General features: G+C 61.9%; 13 protein-coding genes. 2 read left to right on the top strand and 11 right to left on the bottom strand.

Going from position 1 to position 20,742, the window contains the following annotated elements; translation table 11 throughout:
- Positions 1 to 73 precede the first annotated feature (73 nt).
- Positions 74 to 907, bottom strand: coding sequence for an amino acid ABC transporter permease (locus H7995_RS12000; protein ID WP_159998627.1), 834 nt, complete (start codon positions 905 to 907; stop codon positions 74 to 76).
- On the bottom strand, positions 904 to 1,725 hold the full coding sequence (locus H7995_RS12005) for an ABC transporter substrate-binding protein (RefSeq protein WP_182342889.1): 822 nt from the start codon (positions 1,723 to 1,725) through the stop codon (positions 904 to 906). The genes H7995_RS12000 and H7995_RS12005 overlap by 4 nt, the downstream gene beginning before the upstream one ends.
- Positions 1,726 to 1,838: 113 nt before the next feature.
- Here H7995_RS12005 and H7995_RS12010 point away from each other — a divergent pair, with 113 nt between their 5' ends.
- Positions 1,839 to 2,738 carry a homocysteine S-methyltransferase family protein gene (locus H7995_RS12010; protein WP_182344628.1) on the top strand — a complete coding sequence of 300 codons (900 nt, stop codon included), beginning with the start codon at positions 1,839 to 1,841 and terminating at the stop codon, positions 2,736 to 2,738.
- A gap of 49 nt (positions 2,739 to 2,787) precedes the next feature.
- Here H7995_RS12010 and H7995_RS12015 read toward each other — a convergent pair whose 3' ends face one another.
- From H7995_RS12015 to H7995_RS12025, 3 genes are read right to left on the bottom strand one after another with little or no spacing between them, the layout of a single operon-like run.
- Positions 2,788 to 3,459 carry a GNAT family N-acetyltransferase gene (locus tag H7995_RS12015; protein WP_166589331.1) on the bottom strand — a complete coding sequence of 224 codons (672 nt, stop codon included), beginning with the start codon at positions 3,457 to 3,459 and terminating at the stop codon, positions 2,788 to 2,790.
- Positions 3,460 to 3,476: 17 nt separating this feature from the next.
- Positions 3,477 to 3,923: a GNAT family N-acetyltransferase gene (locus H7995_RS12020; RefSeq protein ID WP_166589330.1), complete on the bottom strand. Its 447-nt coding sequence runs from the start codon at positions 3,921 to 3,923 to the stop codon at positions 3,477 to 3,479.
- A 2-nt stretch (positions 3,924 to 3,925) separates the two neighbouring features.
- Positions 3,926 to 4,555 (bottom strand): FMN-binding negative transcriptional regulator, encoded by a 630-nt coding sequence (locus H7995_RS12025; RefSeq protein ID WP_185818421.1) that lies wholly within the window; start codon positions 4,553 to 4,555, stop codon positions 3,926 to 3,928.
- A gap of 89 nt (positions 4,556 to 4,644) precedes the next feature.
- Between H7995_RS12025 and pdxR the strand changes: the two genes are divergently transcribed.
- Positions 4,645 to 6,198 (top strand): MocR-like pyridoxine biosynthesis transcription factor PdxR, encoded by a 1,554-nt coding sequence (gene pdxR / locus H7995_RS12030; protein WP_185818422.1) that lies wholly within the window; start codon positions 4,645 to 4,647, stop codon positions 6,196 to 6,198.
- A gap of 35 nt (positions 6,199 to 6,233) precedes the next feature.
- Here the strand turns inward: pdxR and H7995_RS12035 are convergent, their stop codons facing one another.
- The 6 genes from H7995_RS12035 to H7995_RS12060 all read right to left on the bottom strand — a co-directional run bounded on the left by H7995_RS12035 (position 6,234) and on the right by H7995_RS12060 (position 20,440).
- The gene (locus H7995_RS12035; protein ID WP_185818423.1) at positions 6,234 to 10,784 is read right to left on the bottom strand and encodes a dermonecrotic toxin domain-containing protein; all 4,551 of its coding nucleotides are present in this window, start codon (positions 10,782 to 10,784) and stop codon (positions 6,234 to 6,236) included.
- Between the two features lie 28 nt (positions 10,785 to 10,812).
- A complete protein-coding gene (locus tag H7995_RS12040; RefSeq protein ID WP_185818424.1) occupies positions 10,813 to 15,393 on the bottom strand; it encodes a hypothetical protein in 4,581 nt (1,526 codons plus the stop codon).
- A 188-nt stretch (positions 15,394 to 15,581) separates the two neighbouring features.
- On the bottom strand, positions 15,582 to 16,610 hold the full coding sequence (locus tag H7995_RS12045; protein WP_185818425.1) for a histone deacetylase family protein: 1,029 nt from the start codon (positions 16,608 to 16,610) through the stop codon (positions 15,582 to 15,584).
- Positions 16,611 to 16,769: 159 nt separating this feature from the next.
- Positions 16,770 to 17,762, bottom strand: coding sequence for an AraC family transcriptional regulator (locus tag H7995_RS12050; protein WP_185818426.1), 993 nt, complete (start codon positions 17,760 to 17,762; stop codon positions 16,770 to 16,772).
- A 145-nt stretch (positions 17,763 to 17,907) separates the two neighbouring features.
- Positions 17,908 to 18,912 carry an asparaginase gene (locus tag H7995_RS12055; protein WP_166589323.1) on the bottom strand — a complete coding sequence of 335 codons (1,005 nt, stop codon included), beginning with the start codon at positions 18,910 to 18,912 and terminating at the stop codon, positions 17,908 to 17,910.
- Between the two features lie 79 nt (positions 18,913 to 18,991).
- A complete protein-coding gene (locus H7995_RS12060; RefSeq protein WP_185818427.1) occupies positions 18,992 to 20,440 on the bottom strand; it encodes an alanine/glycine:cation symporter family protein in 1,449 nt (482 codons plus the stop codon).
- Positions 20,441 to 20,742 lie beyond the last annotated feature (302 nt).

Consider the following 20,742-nt stretch of genomic DNA (forward strand, 5'->3'; position numbering starts at 1 on the left):
TTGCCTGCTCTGCGGCCAACGGGAAAGGTGGGACAGCCTGGTGGGCAGGCTGAAAGCGCCAAACAAGACAGTCTTAACCGCGCTTGGCGTAGGCCTTGCCGTAGTGCTTTTCCATGCGCGCCTGAATCAGCTCCAGGCCGATCGACATCAGCCAGTAGATGATCGCTGCGGTGCTGAGCATCTCGATGTAGCGGTAGCTGGAGCGGCCGTAGGACTGCGCCAGGAACATCACTTCCCAGACCCCCATCACCGAAATCAGCGACGAGTCCTTGAGCATCGAGATGAACTGGTTGGTGGTGGGCGGGATGATGGTGCGCATGGCCTGTGGCAGGGTCACGCGCCAGAAGATCACACTCTCACGCATGCCCAGTGCCAGCGAGGCTTCGCGTTGGCCGTAGGGGACGCCCAGGATGCCGGCGCGGAAGATCTCGCTCAGGTAGGCGCCGTAGTTCAGCGACAGGGCAATGATGCCGGCAGCGATGGCGCCCGGGACAATACCCAGTTGCGGCAAACCCAGGTAGATCAGCAGGATCTGGATCAGCAGCGGCGTGCCGCGAAAGAACGACGCGTAAAAGCTGGCGATGCCAAAGGCCACGGCACTGTTCGACAGGCGCCCGAGCGCGGTGACGAAGCCCAGCAACGATGAGGCAACAATCGAGCACAGGCACAGGAACAGGGTCAGCGCCGCCCCCTGCAGGAAACCATTGGGAGCCAGGTGCAGGCCTACCAGGTTCGGCAGCTTGTCGAGGATGATCGAGAACTTCAGGTCGAAACTCAGGAAGAAGCTGGCGAACAACCCGAACATCGCCGCCCAGGTCAGGTACAGGCGAGTGCGAAAACCGCAGAGGCGCTTGAGCAACGACTCAGCCACCGGTTGCGGTGGCTGGGGAGGAGGGAAAGAAGTCATTGGCTGATGTCGGCGCCGATCCATTTCTGCGACAGCTGGCTCAAGGTGCCGTCCTGTTTCAGTTGGGCGAACACCTCACGCACCTTGGCGTCCCACTGGGCATCGCCTTTCTCGATGGCCACCGAGTTGGGTTCCGAGTACAGCGGCTCACCGGCGAGCTTGAAGCGTGCGTCCTGGGTCAGGCGCGGCTGGGCGGTGACCAGGTTGGTGAGGATCGCATCCAGGCGCACACCGGCCCCCAGACCGAGGTCCTGGAACGCCACGTTGTCGGTGTCATAGGGGGCGATCTGCACGTTCTCGAACGGGTAGTGCAACTGGGTGTCTTCGGCGCCTTCGATCACCAGGTTCTTGTTCAGGTAGCTTTCATAGCTGGAGGCGCTGGTGAGGCCGACCTTCTTGTCGCTCAGGTCCTTGGCCCCGTGAATGCGCTCATCCTTGGCGTTGACCACGATCACGGCTGGCGAGGCGTAGTACTGCACCGGGAAGTCGAACACTTCGGCGCGGGCCTTGCTCGGGGTCATGGAGCAGATGCAGATGTCGTAGCGACCGCTCCAGCGACCGGCGGCGATCACGTCCCAGGACGGGGTTTCCAGGCGCAGCTTGACCCCCAGTTTGGCGGCCACGGCCTTGGCCACGTCCACGTCGAAACCGTCGAGCTGGTTCTGATCGTTGAGGAACGAGAAGGGCGGGTAACTCTCCATCAGCACCCCCACCAACTCCTTTTTCTGCTCGACCCGGTCCAGGGTTGTGCCGGCAAAAGCCTGGGTGGAGGCAGCGAGGATCGTCAGGCCCAGGGCCAGCAGCGGTTGAAATTTCACGGTCGATCCCTGAGTAAAAAAGAGGTTGTGATTAACTGAATGGTGCGTATTAAATAGTTATAAGTTTGACTCTGGTAGTGAGTTATTTTCATAAGCATATGAGTGAAAAGCATATGGGCGTAGCAAGGACAGTGATTCTGGATGGCGGCATGGGCCGTGAGTTGCAACGCCGAGGAGCGCCATTCAGACAGCCCGAGTGGTCGGCGCTGGCGCTGAGTGAAGCGCCGCAAGCGGTTGAGGCGGTGCATGCGGCTTATATCGAAAGCGGTGCCAATGTGATCACCAGCAACAGTTACGCAGTGGTGCCGTTTCATATCGGCGAAGCGCGTTTTGCGGCTGAAGGTGAGGCGCTTGCCGCGTTGGCCGGTGAGTTGGCGCGGCGGGCAGTGGACGCGTCGGGTAAGCCGGTGCGTGTCGCAGGCTCATTGCCTCCGCTGTTCGGTTCCTATCGTCCGGACCTGTTCGAAGCAGCGCGCGTCAGCGAATTGCTGACGCCGCTGGTCAAGGGCCTGGCGCCCCATGTCGACCTGTGGCTGGCTGAAACCCAGAGCTCGATCGCCGAAGCTCGGGCGATTCACGCCGGGTTGCCTAAAGACGGCAAGCCGTTCTGGCTGTCCTTTACCCTCAAGGATGAAGACACCGATGACGTGCCGCGCTTGCGTTCCGGCGAGCCCGTTGCCGAGGCTGCCGCGGTGGCGGCCGAGTTGGGGGTCCAGACCCTGCTGTTCAACTGCAGCCAGCCGGAAGTGATCGGGGCTGCAATCGATGCCGCGCGGCAAACCTTCGCCCGCTTGGCTGTGGACATTCACCTCGGTGCATACGCCAACGCGTTCCCGCCGCAACCCAAGGAGGCCACGGCCAACGACGGCCTGGACCCGTTGCGCGATGACCTGGATCCGCCGGGTTATCTGCACTGGGCGGCCGACTGGCAGCAACGTGGCGCCAGTCATCTGGGCGGCTGCTGCGGTATCGGTCCGGAGCACATCGCCGTGTTGGCGCAGAAACTGGCTTAAGCCACCAGGGCAAAAGATCGCAGGCTGCGATCTTTTGCGGTCAAAGCACTTAGGCGCGACACTCCACCAGCGTCTTCACCTGCCCCGAGTCTGTCTGGTTGTCATCTGCCAGCCACTTCTCGAACCCTGCGCCAATCGTCGGCCATTCCGAATCCAGGATCGAATACCACGCGGTGTCGCGGTTCTGGCCCTTGACCACCATGTGCTGGCGAAACACCCCTTCAAAGCTGAAGCCCAGGCGTTCGGCGGCGTACTTGGAGCGGGCGTTGGCGTTGTTGCACTTCCACTCCAGGCGGCGGTAGCCCAGGGCAAATGACTCCTTGGCCAGCAGGTACACGGCTTCGGTGCTTTTCGGTGAGCGCTGCATCGGCGCGCCAAAGGCGACGTGGCCGATTTCGACGCGGCCATGGGCCGGGACAATCGACATCAGGCTGAGGATGCCCTGCACCTCGCCGCTGGCGCGGTCGATGACGGTAAAGAAATACGGGTCGCTGTGGGCGGCGTGGTTGTTCAGCCAGGCATCGAAGACGCTGCGCTCCGGGAACGGGCCGTAAGGCAGGTAGTCCCAGAGTTTCGGGTCGGCGTCGGGGCCTTGCAGGGCCTTGAACAGACCCTCGCCATGGCGCGCCGGGTCAAGTTTCTCCAGGCGGATGAAACGCCCTTCGAGCCGTTGCGCCGAGGGCGGTGGCACGCCTTGCCAGTCTGCGAGTGAAGTCGACATGTTGTTCTCCTTGAACCTTAAAGGGCTTTGCGAAACTGGATGAAACCGGGGCGTTCGGCGATGCGCTCGTAGAGTTGGATCGCAGTGGCATTGGTTTCGTGGGTCAGCCAGTGGACCTTGCCGCAGCCGTCGGCCTTGGCGGTACTGTAAACGAACTCGATCAGTTGACGGCCAACTCCGGTGCCGCGGGTTTGCGGTGCCACAAACAGGTCCTGCAGGTAGCAGGAGTTTTCGATGCTCCAGTTCGAGCGGTGGTAGATGAAATTCACCATGCCTACCGCCTTGCCGTCAGCCCAGGCCAGCGCTGCATGGGTCGGCTCGCTGGGGTCCAGCAAGCGCTGCCAGCTGCTGTGGCTGACGGCGTCCGGCAGCTCGGTGTTGTAGAAGCTCAGGTAGGCCTGCCACAACGGCAGCCAGGCCGCGTGGTCGTCGGCGCTGACGCGGCGAATTTCGATCTGACTCATGTTCATTCCTTTGGCATCAAGTGGGCGAGCGCCTGGTCGTGCGGGTCTGGGCTGGCAGCCAGCCCTTCACGTACGCCGGCGATATCTGGGGTGCTACGGTTCTGGCTGAGCTTGCGTTTGCCTTCCAGGCGCTGGATGGGCAGGGCGAAGCCGACGATGGCCTTGAGCATGCCATCGATGTAATCGGCGGGCGCGTCGGCGACTTTCCATGGCTGGGCACGACTGGCTTCATGACGATCGGTCAAGGCACTGACCAGGCTGAGCAGGCGATCGGCATCCGTGAACACTTCGGCGGTGCCATAGGCGTGTACCGCGACGTAGTTCCAGGTCGGTACAACTTTGCCGTGCCCGGCCTTGCTTGGATAAAACCCCGGGCTCACGTACGCATCGGCACCGGCAAAAATCACCAGCGCTTCGGCGCCATCGTGCAATGCCTTCCACTGCGCGTTGGCCTTGGCGAAGTGGCCGTAGAGGGTGCCATGCTCTCCTTCATCGGTGTTCAGCAGCAGCGGCAGATGACTGGCGAGCAGCCCTTGTTGGCCATGGGTGACCAGCAAGGCGAGTCGGGTGCCGAGTATCTGCTGCTGCAGTTCCTGTAAGTCGTCGATGGCAAAGGCTTTGGGCGTGTACATGGAATTTTCCTTGGCGAATGCCTGCATCCTAGGCAGGCTATTGGTCTGTTGTAAGAGCCATTAATGACCAATTTCATAGGTCCATTGCCATGACCCGCGAACCGCTGTCCTTGTCGTTCAATCCTGCGGGGATCGAACTCGATCGCCGCCAGGGCTTGAGTCGCCAGCTTTATCAGGCACTGCGCGTGCGCGTGCTGGACGGTCGGCTCGCCAGCGGCACACGGTTGCCGGCCAGTCGCGATCTGGCGGCGGCATTGGCGATTTCCCGCAATAGCGTGGTGCGTGCCTACGACCAGCTCTACGCCGAAGGTTTTATCGAGGGGCGGGTCGGCGATGGAACCTATGTCGCGCAATTGCCGCACAGCGCATTGCCCGTGAAAAAATTATCCACAAAAGTATCCACAGGGTTTTCAACAGGCTTACCCACAGCCTTATCCACAGATTGGCTGGATTTACCTGTGGTTCCATCCAGTAAAGTTATCCACAGCGGTGCGCTGGAGCGTGTGGAAAAGCACCATTTGCCGAGTCCTCCGAGTGGCCCGCCACGGGCATTTCGGGTCGGTGTCCCGGCGTTCGATCTGTTTCCCTTCGAGGTCTGGGCCAAGCTGAATGCGGCTTTCTGGCGCAAACCGGACTTGCAGCAGCTGTGTTACGGCGACCCGGCCGGCGACGGCCGATTGCGTGGCCTGATTGCGGCGTACCTGCGCAGTGCACGGGGCATGCAATGCTCGGCTGAGCAAATTGTGATCACCAGCGGCGCGCAGCAGGCGATTAGCCTTTGTGCACAGTTGCTGGTGGAGCCAGGTGACGGGGTTGGGATTGAGAATCCGGGCTACCGCGCGGCGGGTCACGCCTTTGCCGTAGCGGGCGCGCGATTGCACGGGGTGGCGGTGGACAGCGAGGGCATTGATTGCGGCGAACTGGCGAAACTCACTGACTGCCGCCTGGCCTACGTCACGCCATCCCACCAGTACCCCACAGGCGTGGTGATGAGCCTTGCCCGTCGTCTTGAGCTGCTGGCCTGGGCCGAGCGCACGCAAGGCTGGATCGTCGAAGACGATTACGACGGCGAATACCGTTACAGCGGTGCGCCGCTGGCGCCGTTGGCAGCATTGGATCGCCAGGGTCGGGTGTTGTACGTCGGGACTTTTGGCAAAGTCGCGTTCCCGGCCCTGCGCCTGGGATACCTGGTGCTGCCGAGGGGGCTGGTGGACGCGTTTTCCCAGCGGCGCGCCGTGGATGTTCGTCATTCCGAAGTCAGTACCCAGGCGGTCATGGCTGAGTTCATGGCCGCCGGGCACTTCCAGCGGCACATCCGCCGCATGCGCCGCGCGGCGTTGAGTCGGCGCAATACGCTGCTCAGTGGCTGGCCGTTGGATATCCCGGGTATCGGCCCTTTACCCACGGTTGCCGCAGGGCTGCACATGACGGTACCCGTCGACAGCGTGGCGCGTGAGCGCGAACTGATCGAGTCCGCGTGCAGCGTCGACGTCGAGATCAATGGCTTGAGCAGTTATTGGCTGCCGGAATCCACCACGGCGCCGGAGCAACGTGCCGGGCTGGTGCTGGGCTTTGCCGCCGTGCCCGAAAAGGCGATCGAGGCGGCGCTGGGGCGATTGCGAGCGGTGTGGCGTGATCGCTGAAGCGGGCGGACTCCCAGCCCGCCCGCAGCCGTGTATCAGGCTTGGGTTTCCAGCCCGAAGAACAGCGATGGGTCACTGATGCGCCGCAACACGTAGTCGATTGGCATCAGGGTCGTCAGGGCCTTGCGCCGCTCGGCAGTGAATTGCTGCAAATGCTCGTCGGCGATCTTCAAGTGTGCCGCGGTGTAGTCCTCCAACGGGGCCTCGGGCGATTTGTAGTGAAAGTGCGCAAGCCACAACGGTTGATCCTTGTCTGTCATGTCGAGCACCTGGTACTCCTGAAAGTAGTCCTGGCGTTTTTTGGTCTTGATGCGGCCTTGTGGGTTCCTGACGATCCTGACCTGGTTGTTGTCCAGCAGCCACTGCACATAGGCCTGCCGTGGCGGGCGCTCCTTGAGCAGGCGGGTGCGGGTATCGATGCCTTGGGCGCGTAACCGGACGGCGGCCCCCTTGAGCTCCGAACTCAGGTTGCCCACGGGCAGTCGCACTCCGCCCGAGGCGCGCATGCGCTCCAGTACGTGATCGACCTTGACTGCCATGTGTTCCAGTCGTTGGGCCTGGAGGTCGAACAAGTCCTGCATGTCTGCCGGGATACGGTTGGGTTTGGCGGCGTCTTTTCGGGTCCGATCAATAAAGCCCTGGACGTCTTCATTCAGGGTCAGGGCATGGTTAATGACATCGATATCGTCCAGTTCCGACACCGCAGAAGGACTTTTGCGGGTGGGGAGTATTTCCTCGAGCAGTGGCTGGCTGGGTGTCGAGGGTTTGGCGGGCGCGGGGTCGCGGGGGCGGCTCTTGGTGACTTTGCCAGCAGGCCGGGAGGGGCCCGCCACAGCGGGTTTCGACGCCACCGGTACGGCGCTCGTCCCACTCTCGGGCAACAGCGCCGCCAGTTGGTCCTGAGCCAGTTGCCTGAACTCGCCGATCAAGGTGCTGACCCGTTCAAGCTCAGTCGGCTCGACCTTGTCGGGGTACTCTTGAGGAAGGTCTTTGAGGCGTTGATCGGTATCGACGTAGACATCGATCAGTCGGCTTAGGGTGTCGATGCGATGGACGCTTGTCTCACCGTCATCCGGCGTTCTGATCAAGGCGGTATGCCGGTGGGTGGCGGTCGCGGCCTCGATAATCAATGCACCCACCGCTTCACGGGCCGGCTCAGCGTTCTCGGTGGCAGTACCACGCATGCACACCTCATGCGACATGCCGATCTCATTGGACTTCAAGTCCCATTGGGTGAACACAGGCAGCAGCTTTCGCAAACTTTGTGCGGTGGTCATGCCGGCACGGCCAACCGCTTCAATTCTTTGCAGCGACGTTTGGGAAATGTGCAGGCGGGCGACGATCTCCTGACTCAATGCCAGCGCCTCCCTGACGCCTTGAACGTGTGCTTCAAACAACGCGCTCGTGTCGATAGCCGCGTCTTGGGCCAGCCGGTGGGTGAGCGTTGCGTAGGCGTTGCGCTTGAGCGCGAACCAGAGGGCGAGGTTTTTTTGCAGCTCGATGGTCATGCGCTGTAAATCGTTGAGGTAGCCCTCACTTGCGCCGTGGATGCGCCATTGCTCCAGGTTTTTCAGGGCTTGATCGTAGTCACCAATCAGTTTTTCCACCTGGATGAGGTAGCGCTCCGTCGCCTGTTCGCGCGCTTGCCCGGTGGAGCCTTCGAGCTCTGTCTGGGCCTTTTTCAACGCGGCATTGTTGGGGGCTTCCTGGCGTTTGAAGTTCTCCAGCTCCACTCCCAGTTGTTTCTTCTGCTGCTCCTTGGCTTTGCGCTGGGCCTTGAGCTGGCTTCGCAGGCTGGTACCTCCCGCACCGGCGCGCAAGCGCAAACGGGTGTCGACGAACCATCGACCTTGTTGGGTAGGGCTCAGCAGGGGACCGGTTTTCGAAGGGGTGTGTGGATCAACGATTTGGATCTGCCCATCTTCATGTTCTATCACGCAGTACCAGCGTTCGCCGACCTGTGCATAGGTTTTTGCACCCAGGCGATACAGCTCGGCGGTGTCGTGCAACAGGGTCTGCGTGACGGGGCTGGTGATATCGGGGGCCGGCACGCTCAAGGTGCTCAGAAAAGCCACCAGGGCCGAGGGCGAGCGATGAGGCACTGAGCCGCTGGCGGCCAGTGAGGAGTAATGTCTGGAGGCAAGCTCACCGGTCATGGGGGTGGGAATCAGTGTCACCACGGGTGCCGCGGGTTTGGTGGCCGCGGGGGTGGTGGTCTTGGGCAACCGGTCATGCACACGTAACGGCGCCGATTCTGTGCGCGGGCCTGTTTTGCGCCGCGTGGCGGCGTGATGGGCCAGGATCATGCTCAGGTTCAGCAGCATATCGGCGACTGCGCTCCATTGAGCCTGGGCATCACCGCGCTGATGGGCGTCCAGTACTTGCTCGATTTCACTGATGCTTTGCCAGACCCAGACCGCCGCCCCCGCCGGGCCACTGAGAAAATTCGCGGCCACATTGAACAATGCCCAGCCGCTGTCACACAGCAAGGCCCAGCGTCGTTGGGCATTGGAGAGCGACTGGCGGTCGGAGAGTTCGGCCATGGCCAGGGCATGGGTCTTGAACAGGACCGGGAAGATGTCACCGTCCAACGCCTGCGACGCGAGTTCCACCGGCCCGGTCCAGTCCACGCTTGTCCAGGGCTCGGCGAGCAGCTGCGCCGCCAACCATGGGCTGGGCAGGCCGACGGGGAATGTGTATTGGGCGTACTTGAACGCGATGTCTGAGTCAGGCAGCCACGCCAGCACTGAATCCCTCAGCGCTCCCGGTTGATGCAGGGCATACAGCAGGTTTTGCGCTGAAGGGAACTGCAACAATGGTGGGTCGAACAACGGGCGGTAGAGCAGGCAAGGCCCGGCTGCCGGCTCGCGCGGGGCGATGATGAACATATTGGCGACGGTGTCGCCATTGGTTTGCCCGGACTGGACAAACGTCAGTGGACGGGTGAGCACCGGCTGCGGGTGACCGGGGGTCGGATTGAGCCATTCGCGCACGTAAAGGCAACCCAATTCATCGATGCCAGCGATGCGACGGATCTTGCACTCCAGCGCAATCAGCGGCAGCAGGGCCCGCAGTTGGTTGATGTAAAAATGCTGCTGCAAGGGCGCTTGCAGCGGATCATCGATCAGTTTGTCTTTGATCAATCGGGGGTACGCCTCGCCGACGTCCACCGCGCTCGCCATTTTCGTCAGGTAGGCGACGTTCAGCCAATCAGGCAGCGGCTGCGTCGGCTTGAACCTGAGGGTTGCCTGGTACGGTGCGCTGTTGTGCACGGCGTACTCGCCCAGTGTTTCAGTGTGGACGTCGAACGGGTTGGGCAGCGTCAAGCCACCGGACTCGAAACTGTTGGTGACGGTGATCTCGAGGCTGTCCAGCGGCAGTCCGGCGGCGCCGGGTTGATCGGCAATGATTGCGTCACGCAGGCGGTCCTGGGCATAGGTCGTCAGGGGCAGAATCCGGAACAGCCTCTTTTCATTCTGTTTGTACAGTTTGCCCAGCGCGTTGACGGATTGACTGTACTGATTCAGGTCGGCAACCGAAGCACCGAACAGCCAATCGGGTATTGAGTCATCAAGGTCAATGAGCGCCTTTTTCTCCTCAACGCTGGCCTGTTCCACCAGAGGGTTTGAATCGATGTGCTCGTCCGCCTCGCTCGCGAGGCTTGCCTGGGTGATGGTGCCAATGGCATCGAGCTGGTTGGTGATCAACGCCCAGGCCATATGATCGAAAAAATTTCCCTCGGGCTCGAACAACCGCCATTTCAGGTTTCGCACAGGGGTTTGTGTCTCGATGCGATCCGGTAACGAAGCCCCCAGCTGCTCCAGGGAGTCGAACGTTTCATAACCGTATTCAACGGTGTACATCATCACCAGATCGCGCTGTTGATAGCGCCCTGTGATCACGCAGGCACCCACCAGTCTCAAATGTTGGGTGTTGCCTTGGGCGTCGACCGAGTCAATGTCGATCAGGCTCACCTGGATAGTCGAAAGCGTTGCATCGTGGGCCTGACGCTTTTTTTTGTCCGGATGGCGCGAGACGGCCCGGGCCAACTGGCACTGCGCTTCATCCCAGCCTTTGGCGTGTTGCACGTCGAGGGTTTTGCGCAAGGTATTGGACAGTTCCAGCCAGTGCGGCAGCTGGCGCCCGGTGTCGTTCCAATAGGCCAGTTGGCGCTCGCCGAAGGCAACGAAGAGCAGTGGGGCGTAGTCATTGAGCAAGCCGGCAACGGCCTCGACACTGATGTCCAGATGCACCACGGGCGAGGCGGGCGGGTTCAATGTCAGGAAGTGCTCGCCTTCGAGATAGTTGGCAGTGGTAGCGCTGAAAAATTGCCGGACCAATGCCTGGGTCAGTGATTCGAACCGGGTCGGCATGGCCACGAGCGTACCGTCGATGGGCTGCCACTGAGGCGTGCCGATCAGCGTTTGGTCGGGGTCGATATCCCGTTCGGGATACAGCGCCTCCAGCGCCTGGCGCAGCAGTTGAGCGGCCACCTCTTCGACGGTGGGACCCCGGCTGGTCTGATGCACGACCTGGCTTTTTTCCAGGAGGGCGTGGGTATCGGTGTTTTCAGTAGGTTCAGTCATCGTCATTTTCCTTTTTGACGTCCGGGACTTACGAAAAGAACAGTGAGTGCGCCAGGTGGGGGCTGATCTCGCTGCGATAGATGGCGATCATCTGGGCGCTGCTGGCCGTGCGCACGTCCAATGCACCGGCCAGAAATCGCTGATCGCGCAGTTTCAGGTGGGCGGCGGTGAACGCATTGAGCGGCGCGTCCTGGCTGGGGTAGTGGAAGTGCGCGTACCACAGGGTTTGCCCGCCGCGGCGCTCGCGAATCTCATACTCCTGCAAGTAATCCCGACGCGGGCCTTTGAGCCGGCGTCGTTGCCCCCCCGACACAATGTCGATTTCATTCTTGGCGAGTAGCCATTCGATACGGGCGGCTGTGGGGGGTTGCTGTTTGATCATCTCGACCCGTATCCGGTAACCCTCGGCGTTCAGTCGATCGCGTGCCGCGTTGAGTTCCGCGATTTCGGACGCCGGCTTGCCGGTGCTGTTGGCGTTGATCCGGGCCTGCTCCAGATTCCTGGCAGCCTCGTCGAGCAGGTCGGCTTTGCGTTGGAACAGTTCCTCGATTTCTACGGGGATGCGTCCCGGTTTTTTCGCGCTCGCTTCGGTTTGCCGAATGAAGCTTTCCACGCCATCAAGCAGTGTCCGGCCTTGGGCGATCTGCGCCGGGAGATCGGGTAGTTGTACGGTCGGGCGACGACGCCTGGGCTGTACTCGCTCAACCCAGACCCCGGGTGTTTTTTCGTGAAAGGTGGCAATCACGTCGCCGGTCATGGGCGCTTTCACATCCAGCAATATCGGTTGTCCCGGTGCCGAGGGGCGGAGTTCGCCCACGACCGTGCCGCGAAAGCGGGTCTTGATCACCCGTTTGCGCGACACGGGCGCCGGTCTTGAAGGGCCGGGCCGGGGCTCCAGTGGCAGTTGCTCACGGAGCAACTGCGCCAGGTAACCCTCGGTGGCCTGCTGGAACTCGCTGACCCGCATCCGCAGGTGTTTGAAGGGTTGCTCCAGCACCGCGTCCTTGTGGTCGAGGGCGAAGTCTTCGAGTGCCTGGTCGACGGCGGCGAACTGCTCCAACATCCCGCTGAGGCCCTCCGTGCGCTCGCCCGCCACCCAGGCCGTTTCCTCCAGCATCAACTCCTGCGAGGTCTGGATCACCAGATTGGTGGTGTCGAGCAGGCGTTCGAATGAGTGTTGAGCGTCGATCAGCGCAGCGTTGGTGGGTGCTTTGAGGCAGACCTCGCGGGCCAGTGAGACCTGAAGCGCCTTGAGATCGTTAAGGCTGAACCTGGGCAATTTTGCCTGATAGGTGCTGATGACCTGCGCAGCGTTACGGCCCAGTCGACTCAACTCCTGGAAACGCGCGTGAGCAAACTCGATTTTGCCGATCATCTCCTCGCTCAGGTCGATCATTTTCCGGTAGGTTGCGCGCTCGGCAGCCCCCGCTGTCGTTTCTTCGGCCTCAAGCAACGCCAGGGTTTGCGACAGGGTCTGGGCGAAGACGGGACTGCGCTGATCGAGCCATGTCTGGTTGAAGAACAGCTGGGTGCCGAGCATTTCGACCATGGCCGCTCGGTAGTTGGGCACCGTGTCGAGCAGGTTCAGCGATTTCAGCTGTTCGATGGGTGTGGTGTACTCCTGGGTCCGACGCTCGAGCGTCTCAAGAAACTGCGTTTGCGCTGCCAGGCGTGCATCACCGCTGAGCGGCTTCATGGCGTTGTGAGCGTCCTTGAGCTCGGTGCTCGCCCGTTCCCGCTCGTTATCAAATTCGGCCAGTTGCTTTTTGAGTTCGGTGACGCGCGCTCGGTTTTTCTGTTTCAGCGCCTGGCGCCGACTCGATAAACCGCCACCCCGCAGGCGCAAGCGGGTATCGATGAACCACTCGCCGCGGGCATTGCGGATCAACCCGGGACCGCTGCGCACAGGGGACTGTCGAGTGTCGATAATCTCGACGTCGCCCGTGTCCTTGACGGCCACTTTGAACCAGCGTTCACCCACAGGTACGTAGTGCTGGTTCCCGTGACGGTAGAGCCCGCGATGAACCGTGTTTTCAGCGACAGGTCCGGTGAGGTGATCGGGCCGGGTGATTGCGAAGCGATCCAGGGCTTTGCTCAGGTTCAGGGCGGCGTCGGTGGCTACGGATGTGCGGTGTTGTGCAGGATGTTCGCCGATGACATCAGGCTGTTGAACAAGGCTCATGCGGGCGGTTGCCGGTTTTTCCTGGGCCTCGGTTGCTCGGGTTGCGGGCGTCTTTTCTTCGATTCGGCGGGCCGTCGGTTTGCGTGTGCTGGCGTGGTGGGCGAGGACCATGGCCAGGGTCAGCAACAGATCGGTCAGGGCGGTTTTCTGTTGTGCGCTGTTGCCGGTATCCGCGGCATCGACGGTTTGTTGGACGTCATCGAGCACTTGCCAGATCCAGGCGGCTGTCCCGACCGTTCGGCCAAGAAAGGGCAACGCTGCGTTGAGCATCAACCAGGCAGCACGCTTGAAGCTGTCCCAGCGATTCTGCGCGTTGGACACCGATTGTCGTTGTGCCAGTTCTACCAGCGCGTTGACGTTGGCCTTGAACAGCGTGGCCAGGTAATCGCCGGCCAGGACCCGAGAACCCAGGGCCAACGTGCCACCCATCTGCAAGGGGGTCAGAGGGTCGGCCAGGAGTTGTGAAAGGGTCCAGACCGAAGGCCGGTCTCCGGTGAACACGTAGTTGGTGTAATTGGCGCGCGCCGCGTCCGGCAGCCAGGCGAGTACGTCTCGGCGCAGTGTCGGGGAATGCTTGATGGCATAAATCAGGTTGGCCGGCGTCGGGTGCTGGCTCAGGGGCCGCTCGCGCATGGGGCGGTACAGCAGGCATGGCCCCTTATCCATCTGCCGAGGCCCGATCACGAACATGTTGGCCACTTCGTCGGTCGAGTTTCCAATGCGCCAACCGGGTGTGAAAGCCAGTGGGCGAATGACGATCTCCTGGCCATCGACCCAGCGATTGGCGTCGAGTACCTGAACCACGGCGGCGACGTAGCGGTAACCCAGCTCATCGATACCGGCCTGCGCGCGTATCTTCTGTTGCAAGGCCTGCAGCGGCAGCTCGACGCGAAGGTGGCTGGTGAACAGGTTCTGGCGCCGCAAGCTGTCCAGCGGATCGTCGAGCAGTTTGCTTTTGATCAGGGCCGGGTAGGTCTTGCCGATGTCGACACTGACGATCAGCGCCTCCAGGTAACTCACCGTCATCCAGTCGGGCAGTGCCTTGGCGCTGGCGCTGCGCACGGACTTGTTGCCCAACGGCAACGCAATCAGATTCTGCAGCGCCAGGTCGACCAGGCTCAGGGTGGTGCGCTCAGGCTCCGCCAGCGGCGTAAAGCTGCCCCAGACCACCACGCTGTCGACCACGATTTCGATGTCTGCCAGGTTCAGTCCTGCGGCATCGGCATGTTCTGTGAGCATGGCATCGCGCAGCTTTTCCAGGGCGAACTCGCGGATTGGCTTGATACCGTCCTGAAAGGACTGTCCGGCGTTTTGCTCCTGTACGGTTACCAGGTCCAACAGGTGACGGCTGTAAGCACTGAGGTCTCGGGATGAGGCGTGGGCCATCCAGTCCGGCAGTGCTTGCTCGACCCGATTGAATCGCGAAGGTGCCTGTTTGTCCGTCGGGTCGAGTTCGTTTTGCGTACGGCTGATGTGGGGGGCCAGGTCAGGATTCGGGGTTTGGCGATTGTTCGCCAGCGCGCCAATCGAATCGGCCTGCAGGGCAATCAGGTTGCACGCCAGATGGTCGAAGTAATTGCCTTCGGGCTCTATCAATCGCCATTGCAGGGCATTGCCCGGTGTCGACTCATCGACGTATGCCTGCAAGGACTCGCCTAGTTCCTCCAGGGAGTCGTATGCCTGGAACCCACTGGTGATGCTGTGACTGAGAATTAAAGTGCGGTTGCCCAGCGTTCCAATGAGTACCGCCATGTCGAGAATGTTGAGGTGGTTGGCAACCCCCTCATCCAGATAGTCCAGGTCGATCAGGCACGCACGCGACCGATAACGGTCGTGAAGCGCGCGGGTAGTCTTTTCCGGGTAGGCGAACAGGTTGCGGGCCATCGCACACAGATCGTTGCTCCATTTTGGGTGGGTATGGGTGTTCCAGAACCCGCGCAGGGATTTGGACAATTCTTTCCAGCGCGGTGCCGAGGCACTGGTGAACTGGTTCCAGTAATCGACCTGCTGTTCTTGAAACGCGACAAACAGCAGCGGCACCAACTCGTTCAGCATCTGCCCGATGGCGTCAATGCGCACGGGCAGTTGAGCGGGCGTCTGCTCCAGAGGATGCAGGGTGAGGTAGTGCTCGCCATCGAGGTAGACCACCGGCGAACCCGCTACGCCGTGGCGTACCAGGGCATCGGTCAGCGATTCGAAATGTCGCGGACCGGGGACGACGGCATGATCGTGCGAGGTCCAGGTCGGTGTGACCACCATCGCCAGTTGAGGGTCGATAGACAGTTGCGGGTACAGGGTTTTCAAGGCGGGTTGCAGGGCGTGGGTGGCGACTTCCCGGATCGAGGGGCCGGCCACCAATTGGGTGAGCAGGGCATCTTGATCGGGTGGAAGGTCGGGTACAGAAGGGGGGGTGGAAGCTTCAGTCATGGTCACGTCCTTGTGGGGGCAGCAGGCACCCTGGAGGGGTGGGTGCGCGATCCATTGCAAGGTAGTGACGGGCAGGGCGGCATAGGCGGTAAAGAAGTATCGCGGGCAAAAAAAGACCTGCGCGAGCGCAGGTCTGGTACCGGCAAGAGCCAGTCGGCTTTGAACCCTCTTATTGGATTACTTGCGCTTCAAGCGCTTTCAAAACCTTGCAGAACGTTCACGGCGTTGATGCCGATTTCTTCGACCGCGTAACCGCCCTCCATGACGAACAGGGTCGGCACGCCGAGCTTGGCGATACGTTTGCCCATGGCCAGGTAGTCCGGGCTGTCGAGCTTGAACTGCGAGATCGGGTCATCCTTGAAGGTGTCGACACCCAGGGACACGACGACAATGTCGGCGCCGTAGCCTTCGATCTCTTTGCAGGCCTGTTCCAGCGCCGCGTTCCAGGTGTCCCAGCCGCTACCGGCCGCCAAGGGGTAGTTGAAGTTGAACCCTTCACCCGCGCCTTCGCCCCGTTCATCGTCGTAGCCGAGAAAGAAAGGAAACTCGGCTTCAGGGTGGCCGTGGATCGAGGTGAATAGCACGTCGCTGCGCGCGTAGAAAATCGATTGGGTGCCATTGCCGTGGTGGTAATCAACGTCGAGGATCGCGACCTTTTTGTGGCCTTGGTCGAGGAACGCCTGGGCGGCGATGGCGGCGTTGTTGAGGTAGCAGTAACCGCCCATCAAGTCGCCCGCGGCGTGGTGTCCCGGTGGTCGGCACAGGGCGAAGGCGCTGTGGGCACCGGCCTGGATGGCTGCCTGTGCGGTCAGGGCGACCTGTGCAGCGCTATAGGCCGCTTGCCAGGTGCCGGCGGTGATCGGAGCGCCGCCGTCGAAGCTGTAGTAACCGAGCTGGCCGTGCAGGCTGGTGGGCTTGATTGCACGCAGGGTGCGGGCGGGCCAGGTGTAGGGCAGCAGATCGCCGTCGGTGTTGAACTCGGTCCAGCGCGCCCAGGCGCCCTTGAAGAAGTCCAGGTAGTCGCGGCTGTGGATGCGCGCGATCGGCTCAAGGCCGAAGTCCTTGGGCGTCTCGACCGGCCCCAGGTTCTGCTGTTGCACCCGTGCCAGCACGTGGTCGGCGCGTGACGGCATCTCGAAGCAGGGCTTGAGTTGCCCGTCGATCAGTTCGCAACGGCCGTGGTGCAGGTGGTGATCGTCCGAGTAGATGGTCAGCATGTTGTTGTTCTCCGCAGGGCTGATTCGATTGAACACAGTCTTGCGGCACGCAGGGTTTCAGAGAACGACAGGAAAGGCCAAAAGGGGATTGATACGGCCAAAAAAGATGACCGAAATTCGCCCCTTGGCAGTGTGGCGGCCGATCGCTCACGACAGTCCTCAGGGGCGGAACTGACTCGGCGCGACCCCGCTCCAGCGCACGAACGCATGGCGGAAGCTGGCGGTTTCGCTGAAGCCCAATGCCTCGGCGATGCGGTAGATCGGCAGTTGGTTTTCGCAGAGCATTTGCTTGGCCTGCTCGAAGCGCAATTCGTCGAGCAGTTCCTGATAACTGCAGCCCAGGTCCTTGAGGTGGCGGCGCAGGGTGCGCGCCGAGCAATTCATCTGCCCGGCCAGGCCTTCAAGCCCTGGCGCGGCGTTCAATTGGGCGCTGAGTAATTGCCGGATGCGCCCCAGCCACGCCTGGCGTCCGGTGAATTCCAGGTTCTGCTTGCGGCAGCGTTCGGCCATGGCCCGGTGGGTGATGACATCGGCCAGCGGCAGTGGCTGCTCCAGCCAGTGTCTGTCGAAGGCAAAGGCCGTGTTGCGCGCGCCAAAATGCAGAGGGCAGTCGAAGTGCTCGGCGTAGCTGGCTTCATAGTCGGGCGCTGGATGCTCGAAGCGCGCCCCGCGCAGCGGCAACGAATGGCCCAGCAGGTCATCACAGATGACTTTCAACGAGACCAGGCAAAACTCGGCATTGAACACCGCCATGGTCGGGCTTTCGCGGTAATCGGCCGCGACGAACCAGACGCGCTCGCCATCCTCCTCCAGGCTCAGCTCGAACAGTGTTCCCAGTAGCGCCGGGTAGCGAATGGCCAGGCGCAATGCGTCACCGAAGGTGGCACTGGTGAGCAGGGCGTAACCGAGGATGCCGTAGCAGGAAACGTGCATTCGCCGGCCCAGTTCCAGGCCGATATCACGCTTGAACGCGACGGCATTGGCACAGACCTGCATCTCTTGGGTGGTGGTGATGCGCGTATCTGCCCGGCTCAGGTCCGCGATGCTGATGCCGCTGCCGGCCAGCAGTGCTTCGCTGGACGGGCCTTGGGCCTTGAACGCGTTGAGCACCAGGGAGACAGCATTGAGCGTGGTGAGGTGGGAGTGCAGCATGGGTAATTCCAGCGATGGGGTACTGGAATAGGCAGCAAGTTATGTGCCTGGCGACGAACGCCGTAGGCGCTGGCTTGCCGGCGAAAGCGCTGTGTCAGGCAACACCGCTATCGCTGGCAAGACAGCTCTGGGGGTGGGCGGTGTGTCAGTTGAGTTCGCCACACAGGTCGAGCTCGACCAACCGCCGGACTTCAGCGGGTTCCAGCCCGGCTCCCAGCAGCCCATGCAGCTTGCCGAATGCCGCCTCGCGGGTCATGCCGCCACCCGAAAGCACGCCGGCGCCTCGCAGCCGACTCCCGGCTTCGTACACGTCCAGCTCGACACCCCCTTCATGGCACTGCGTGACGGCCACTACCACTACGCCTTTGTCCCGGGCCCGTTCCAGGCTGGCAAGAAACTGCGGGTTATCGCTTGGCCCGGTGCCACTGCCGTAGCACTCCAGCACCAACCCCTGGATACCACTGGCGAGCAGGCCATCCAGGATCTGGGCATCGATGCCCGGGAACAAGGGCAATACCGCGACCTTCGCCAGTTGTCTGGGCTGGTTATAGTTCAGCGGTGTAGGGATGCCACCGGCCTTTTCGCCGCCACCCTGACGCTCCAGGCGTTTGAACGGATGCCGACCGAAGCTGCGCACTTTCGCGCAGTGGGTCGGGTCCAGCAGTTCGCCGTGGAAGTACAGATGTACGCCCGGTGCCAGCCCTTGGCCGAGGGCGACCAGGGCGCCGCTGAGGTTTTCCCAGGCATCGCTGTCGGTCACGCCGGCCGGCAGCATGGAACCGGTGAACACCACGCGGGCGTGCAGGCCCAGCAGTTGGAAACTCATGGCCGCTGCGCTGTACGCCAGGGTGTCGGTACCGTGCAGGATCAGCACGCTGTCACAGCCGTCGATCTCGACCGCCTCGACCACGGCTTCACGCAGGCGCTGCCAGTAGTCCGGGGTCATGTTGGCGCTGTCGATCAGCGGCGCCATTTCACGAAACCGCCACTGCGGCACCACCAGTTCGGGCTGGCTGTGCAGGTAGTCGCGCATCCGCGTTTCAAAGCCGGAGGCCGGAGCCAGACCGTGGGCACTGGCTTGCATGCCAATGGTGCCACCGGTGTAGAGCACCATGACGTGTTGGGCGGCGGGGTAGGTATTGGCAATCATGTGCAGGTCTCCGCAAGAGGTGACAGGTGGGAGCACTTTAACTGACGGGCGCAGGGGATGCGCCCGTCGTTTATACCGATCAGCGTTGCGCTGCGGTCACGCCTTTCAGCTCTGCCTGAGCCTGGGGCGCGGCGGGCGGGTTGGCGGGCCAGGCCTTGAGGTCCAGGTCCAGGTCGGGGAACTTGCTGGAGTCGAACACCGGGGTCTTGATGCCGGCGGCGCGCTGGTCATCGTAGTCGCGCAGGATGCGCATCCCGACCTTGAACAGCAGGAACAGCGCGATCAGGTTGACGAACGCGAGCATGGTCATGGTGATGTCGGCGAACGCAAACACGGTGCCGAGGTTCTCGATGGCACCCCAGAAGATCAGGGCCAGCACCAGGGCGCGATAGCCGATCAGGGCCTTGCGGTTGTCGCCGATCAGGTAGCGCAGGTTGTTCTCGCCCAGGTAGTAGTTGTAGAGGATCGAGGTGAACACGAACAACGCCAGTGCCACGGAGATGAATACCCGGCCCCACTCGCCGACAACCGCGGCCAGGGAGTTCTGGGTCAGGGCGATGCCGTCACCTTCGAAACCTGGGGTGTAGAAACCCGACAGCAGGATCAGCAGCGCGGTGCAGGTGCAGATGATGAAGGTGTCGAGGAACACGCTGAACGCCTGGACCACGCCTTGGGCGACCGGGTGTTCGACCGACGCCACGGCGGCGACGTTGGGCGCGCTGCCCAGGCCGGCTTCGTTGGCAAATACCCCACGTTTCGCGCCCATGATGATGGCACTGCCCACCAGGCCGCCGAAGGCCTGGTCCAGGCCGAAGGCGCTCTTGACGATGGTCATCAGCATGCCCGGCACCTGGTCGAACTGCAGCACGATCACGTAGAGGGTCACTGCGATGTAGGCCAGGGTCTTGACCGGCACCAGCAGGTCGGCGATGACCGCGATGCGTTTGATCCCGCCGACGAACACCAGGCCCAGCAGCACCGCCAGGCCGAGGCCGGTGTAGGTGGTGTCGAGGCCGAAGGCGTTGTTCAGCGAGTGAGTCACGGCGTGGGCTTGCAGGCCGTTGAAAGCGAAGCCGAAGGTGATCAGCAGCAGGAACGCCATGATCATCCCCAGCCAGCGTTTCTGCAGGCCGTGCTGGATGTAGTAGGACGGACCGCCACGGTACTGGCCTTCAGAGTCGCAGCGCTTGTAGAGCTGGCCGAGGGAGCATTCGAAGAAGCTGCTGGACATGCCGACCAGCGCGGTCACCCACATCCAGAACACCGCGCCCGGGCCGCCGAGGGTCACGGCAATGCCGACCCCGGCGATATTACCTGCACCGACACGGCCGGCGAGGCTGAGCATCAGGGCCTGGAACGAGCTGAGCTGGCCAGCGCTGCTTTTGAGGCTGTCGCGGAACACCGCGAACATGTGGAAAAAGTGACGCAATTGAACGAAACGCGAGCGGATCGTGAAGTAACCACCGAGCCCGACAATGAGCACGATCAGTACTTTCCCTGAGAGGAAGTCGTTGATGACTTCGAGCATGGAGTGTTCCTCGCTGTTTTTTGTGTAGGCAAATGCTGGCCAGTCGGACACATTCCGTTACACCTGTTTGTGCGCAGCACTACAGGCCAAGCGGTGTTTGTCCCGGCTTCATATCGCGGGTTTGTTATTAGTTCGGGTTTCGCATGGGTTGGGTCTCGCTACCGACGACCGCTCCTGCGAAGAGGGGCGGCACTATACCTATCCATGGCGCACACGTCTGCAAAACGTGATTAAAGGATTCAGCCCCAATTCCACACGGAGGTTTTCACCGGTAAAAAAAAGGGCCTGGAGAATGATCTCCA

The organism is Pseudomonas kielensis (genome assembly GCF_014236655.1).
Taxonomy (GTDB): domain Bacteria; phylum Pseudomonadota; class Gammaproteobacteria; order Pseudomonadales; family Pseudomonadaceae; genus Aquipseudomonas; species Aquipseudomonas kielensis.

Coding starts and splice junctions, on each gene's coding strand:
- H7995_RS12035 (WP_185818423.1), bottom strand. CDS start 10,784: ATGACTGAACCTACTGAAAACACCGATACCCACGCCCTCCTGGAAAAA.
- pdxR (WP_185818422.1), top strand. CDS start 4,645: ATGACCCGCGAACCGCTGTCCTTGTCGTTCAATCCTGCGGGGATCGAA.
- H7995_RS12060 (WP_185818427.1), bottom strand. CDS start 20,440: ATGCTCGAAGTCATCAACGACTTCCTCTCAGGGAAAGTACTGATCGTG.
- H7995_RS12050 (WP_185818426.1), bottom strand. CDS start 17,762: ATGCTGCACTCCCACCTCACCACGCTCAATGCTGTCTCCCTGGTGCTC.
- H7995_RS12045 (WP_185818425.1), bottom strand. CDS start 16,610: ATGCTGACCATCTACTCGGACGATCACCACCTGCACCACGGCCGTTGC.
- H7995_RS12040 (WP_185818424.1), bottom strand. CDS start 15,393: ATGACTGAAGCTTCCACCCCCCCTTCTGTACCCGACCTTCCACCCGAT.
- H7995_RS12025 (WP_185818421.1), bottom strand. CDS start 4,555: ATGTACACGCCCAAAGCCTTTGCCATCGACGACTTACAGGAACTGCAG.
- H7995_RS12055 (WP_166589323.1), bottom strand. CDS start 18,912: ATGATTGCCAATACCTACCCCGCCGCCCAACACGTCATGGTGCTCTAC.
- H7995_RS12015 (WP_166589331.1), bottom strand. CDS start 3,459: ATGTCGACTTCACTCGCAGACTGGCAAGGCGTGCCACCGCCCTCGGCG.
- H7995_RS12010 (WP_182344628.1), top strand. CDS start 1,839: ATGGGCGTAGCAAGGACAGTGATTCTGGATGGCGGCATGGGCCGTGAG.
- H7995_RS12020 (WP_166589330.1), bottom strand. CDS start 3,923: ATGAGTCAGATCGAAATTCGCCGCGTCAGCGCCGACGACCACGCGGCC.
- H7995_RS12000 (WP_159998627.1), bottom strand. CDS start 907: ATGACTTCTTTCCCTCCTCCCCAGCCACCGCAACCGGTGGCTGAGTCG.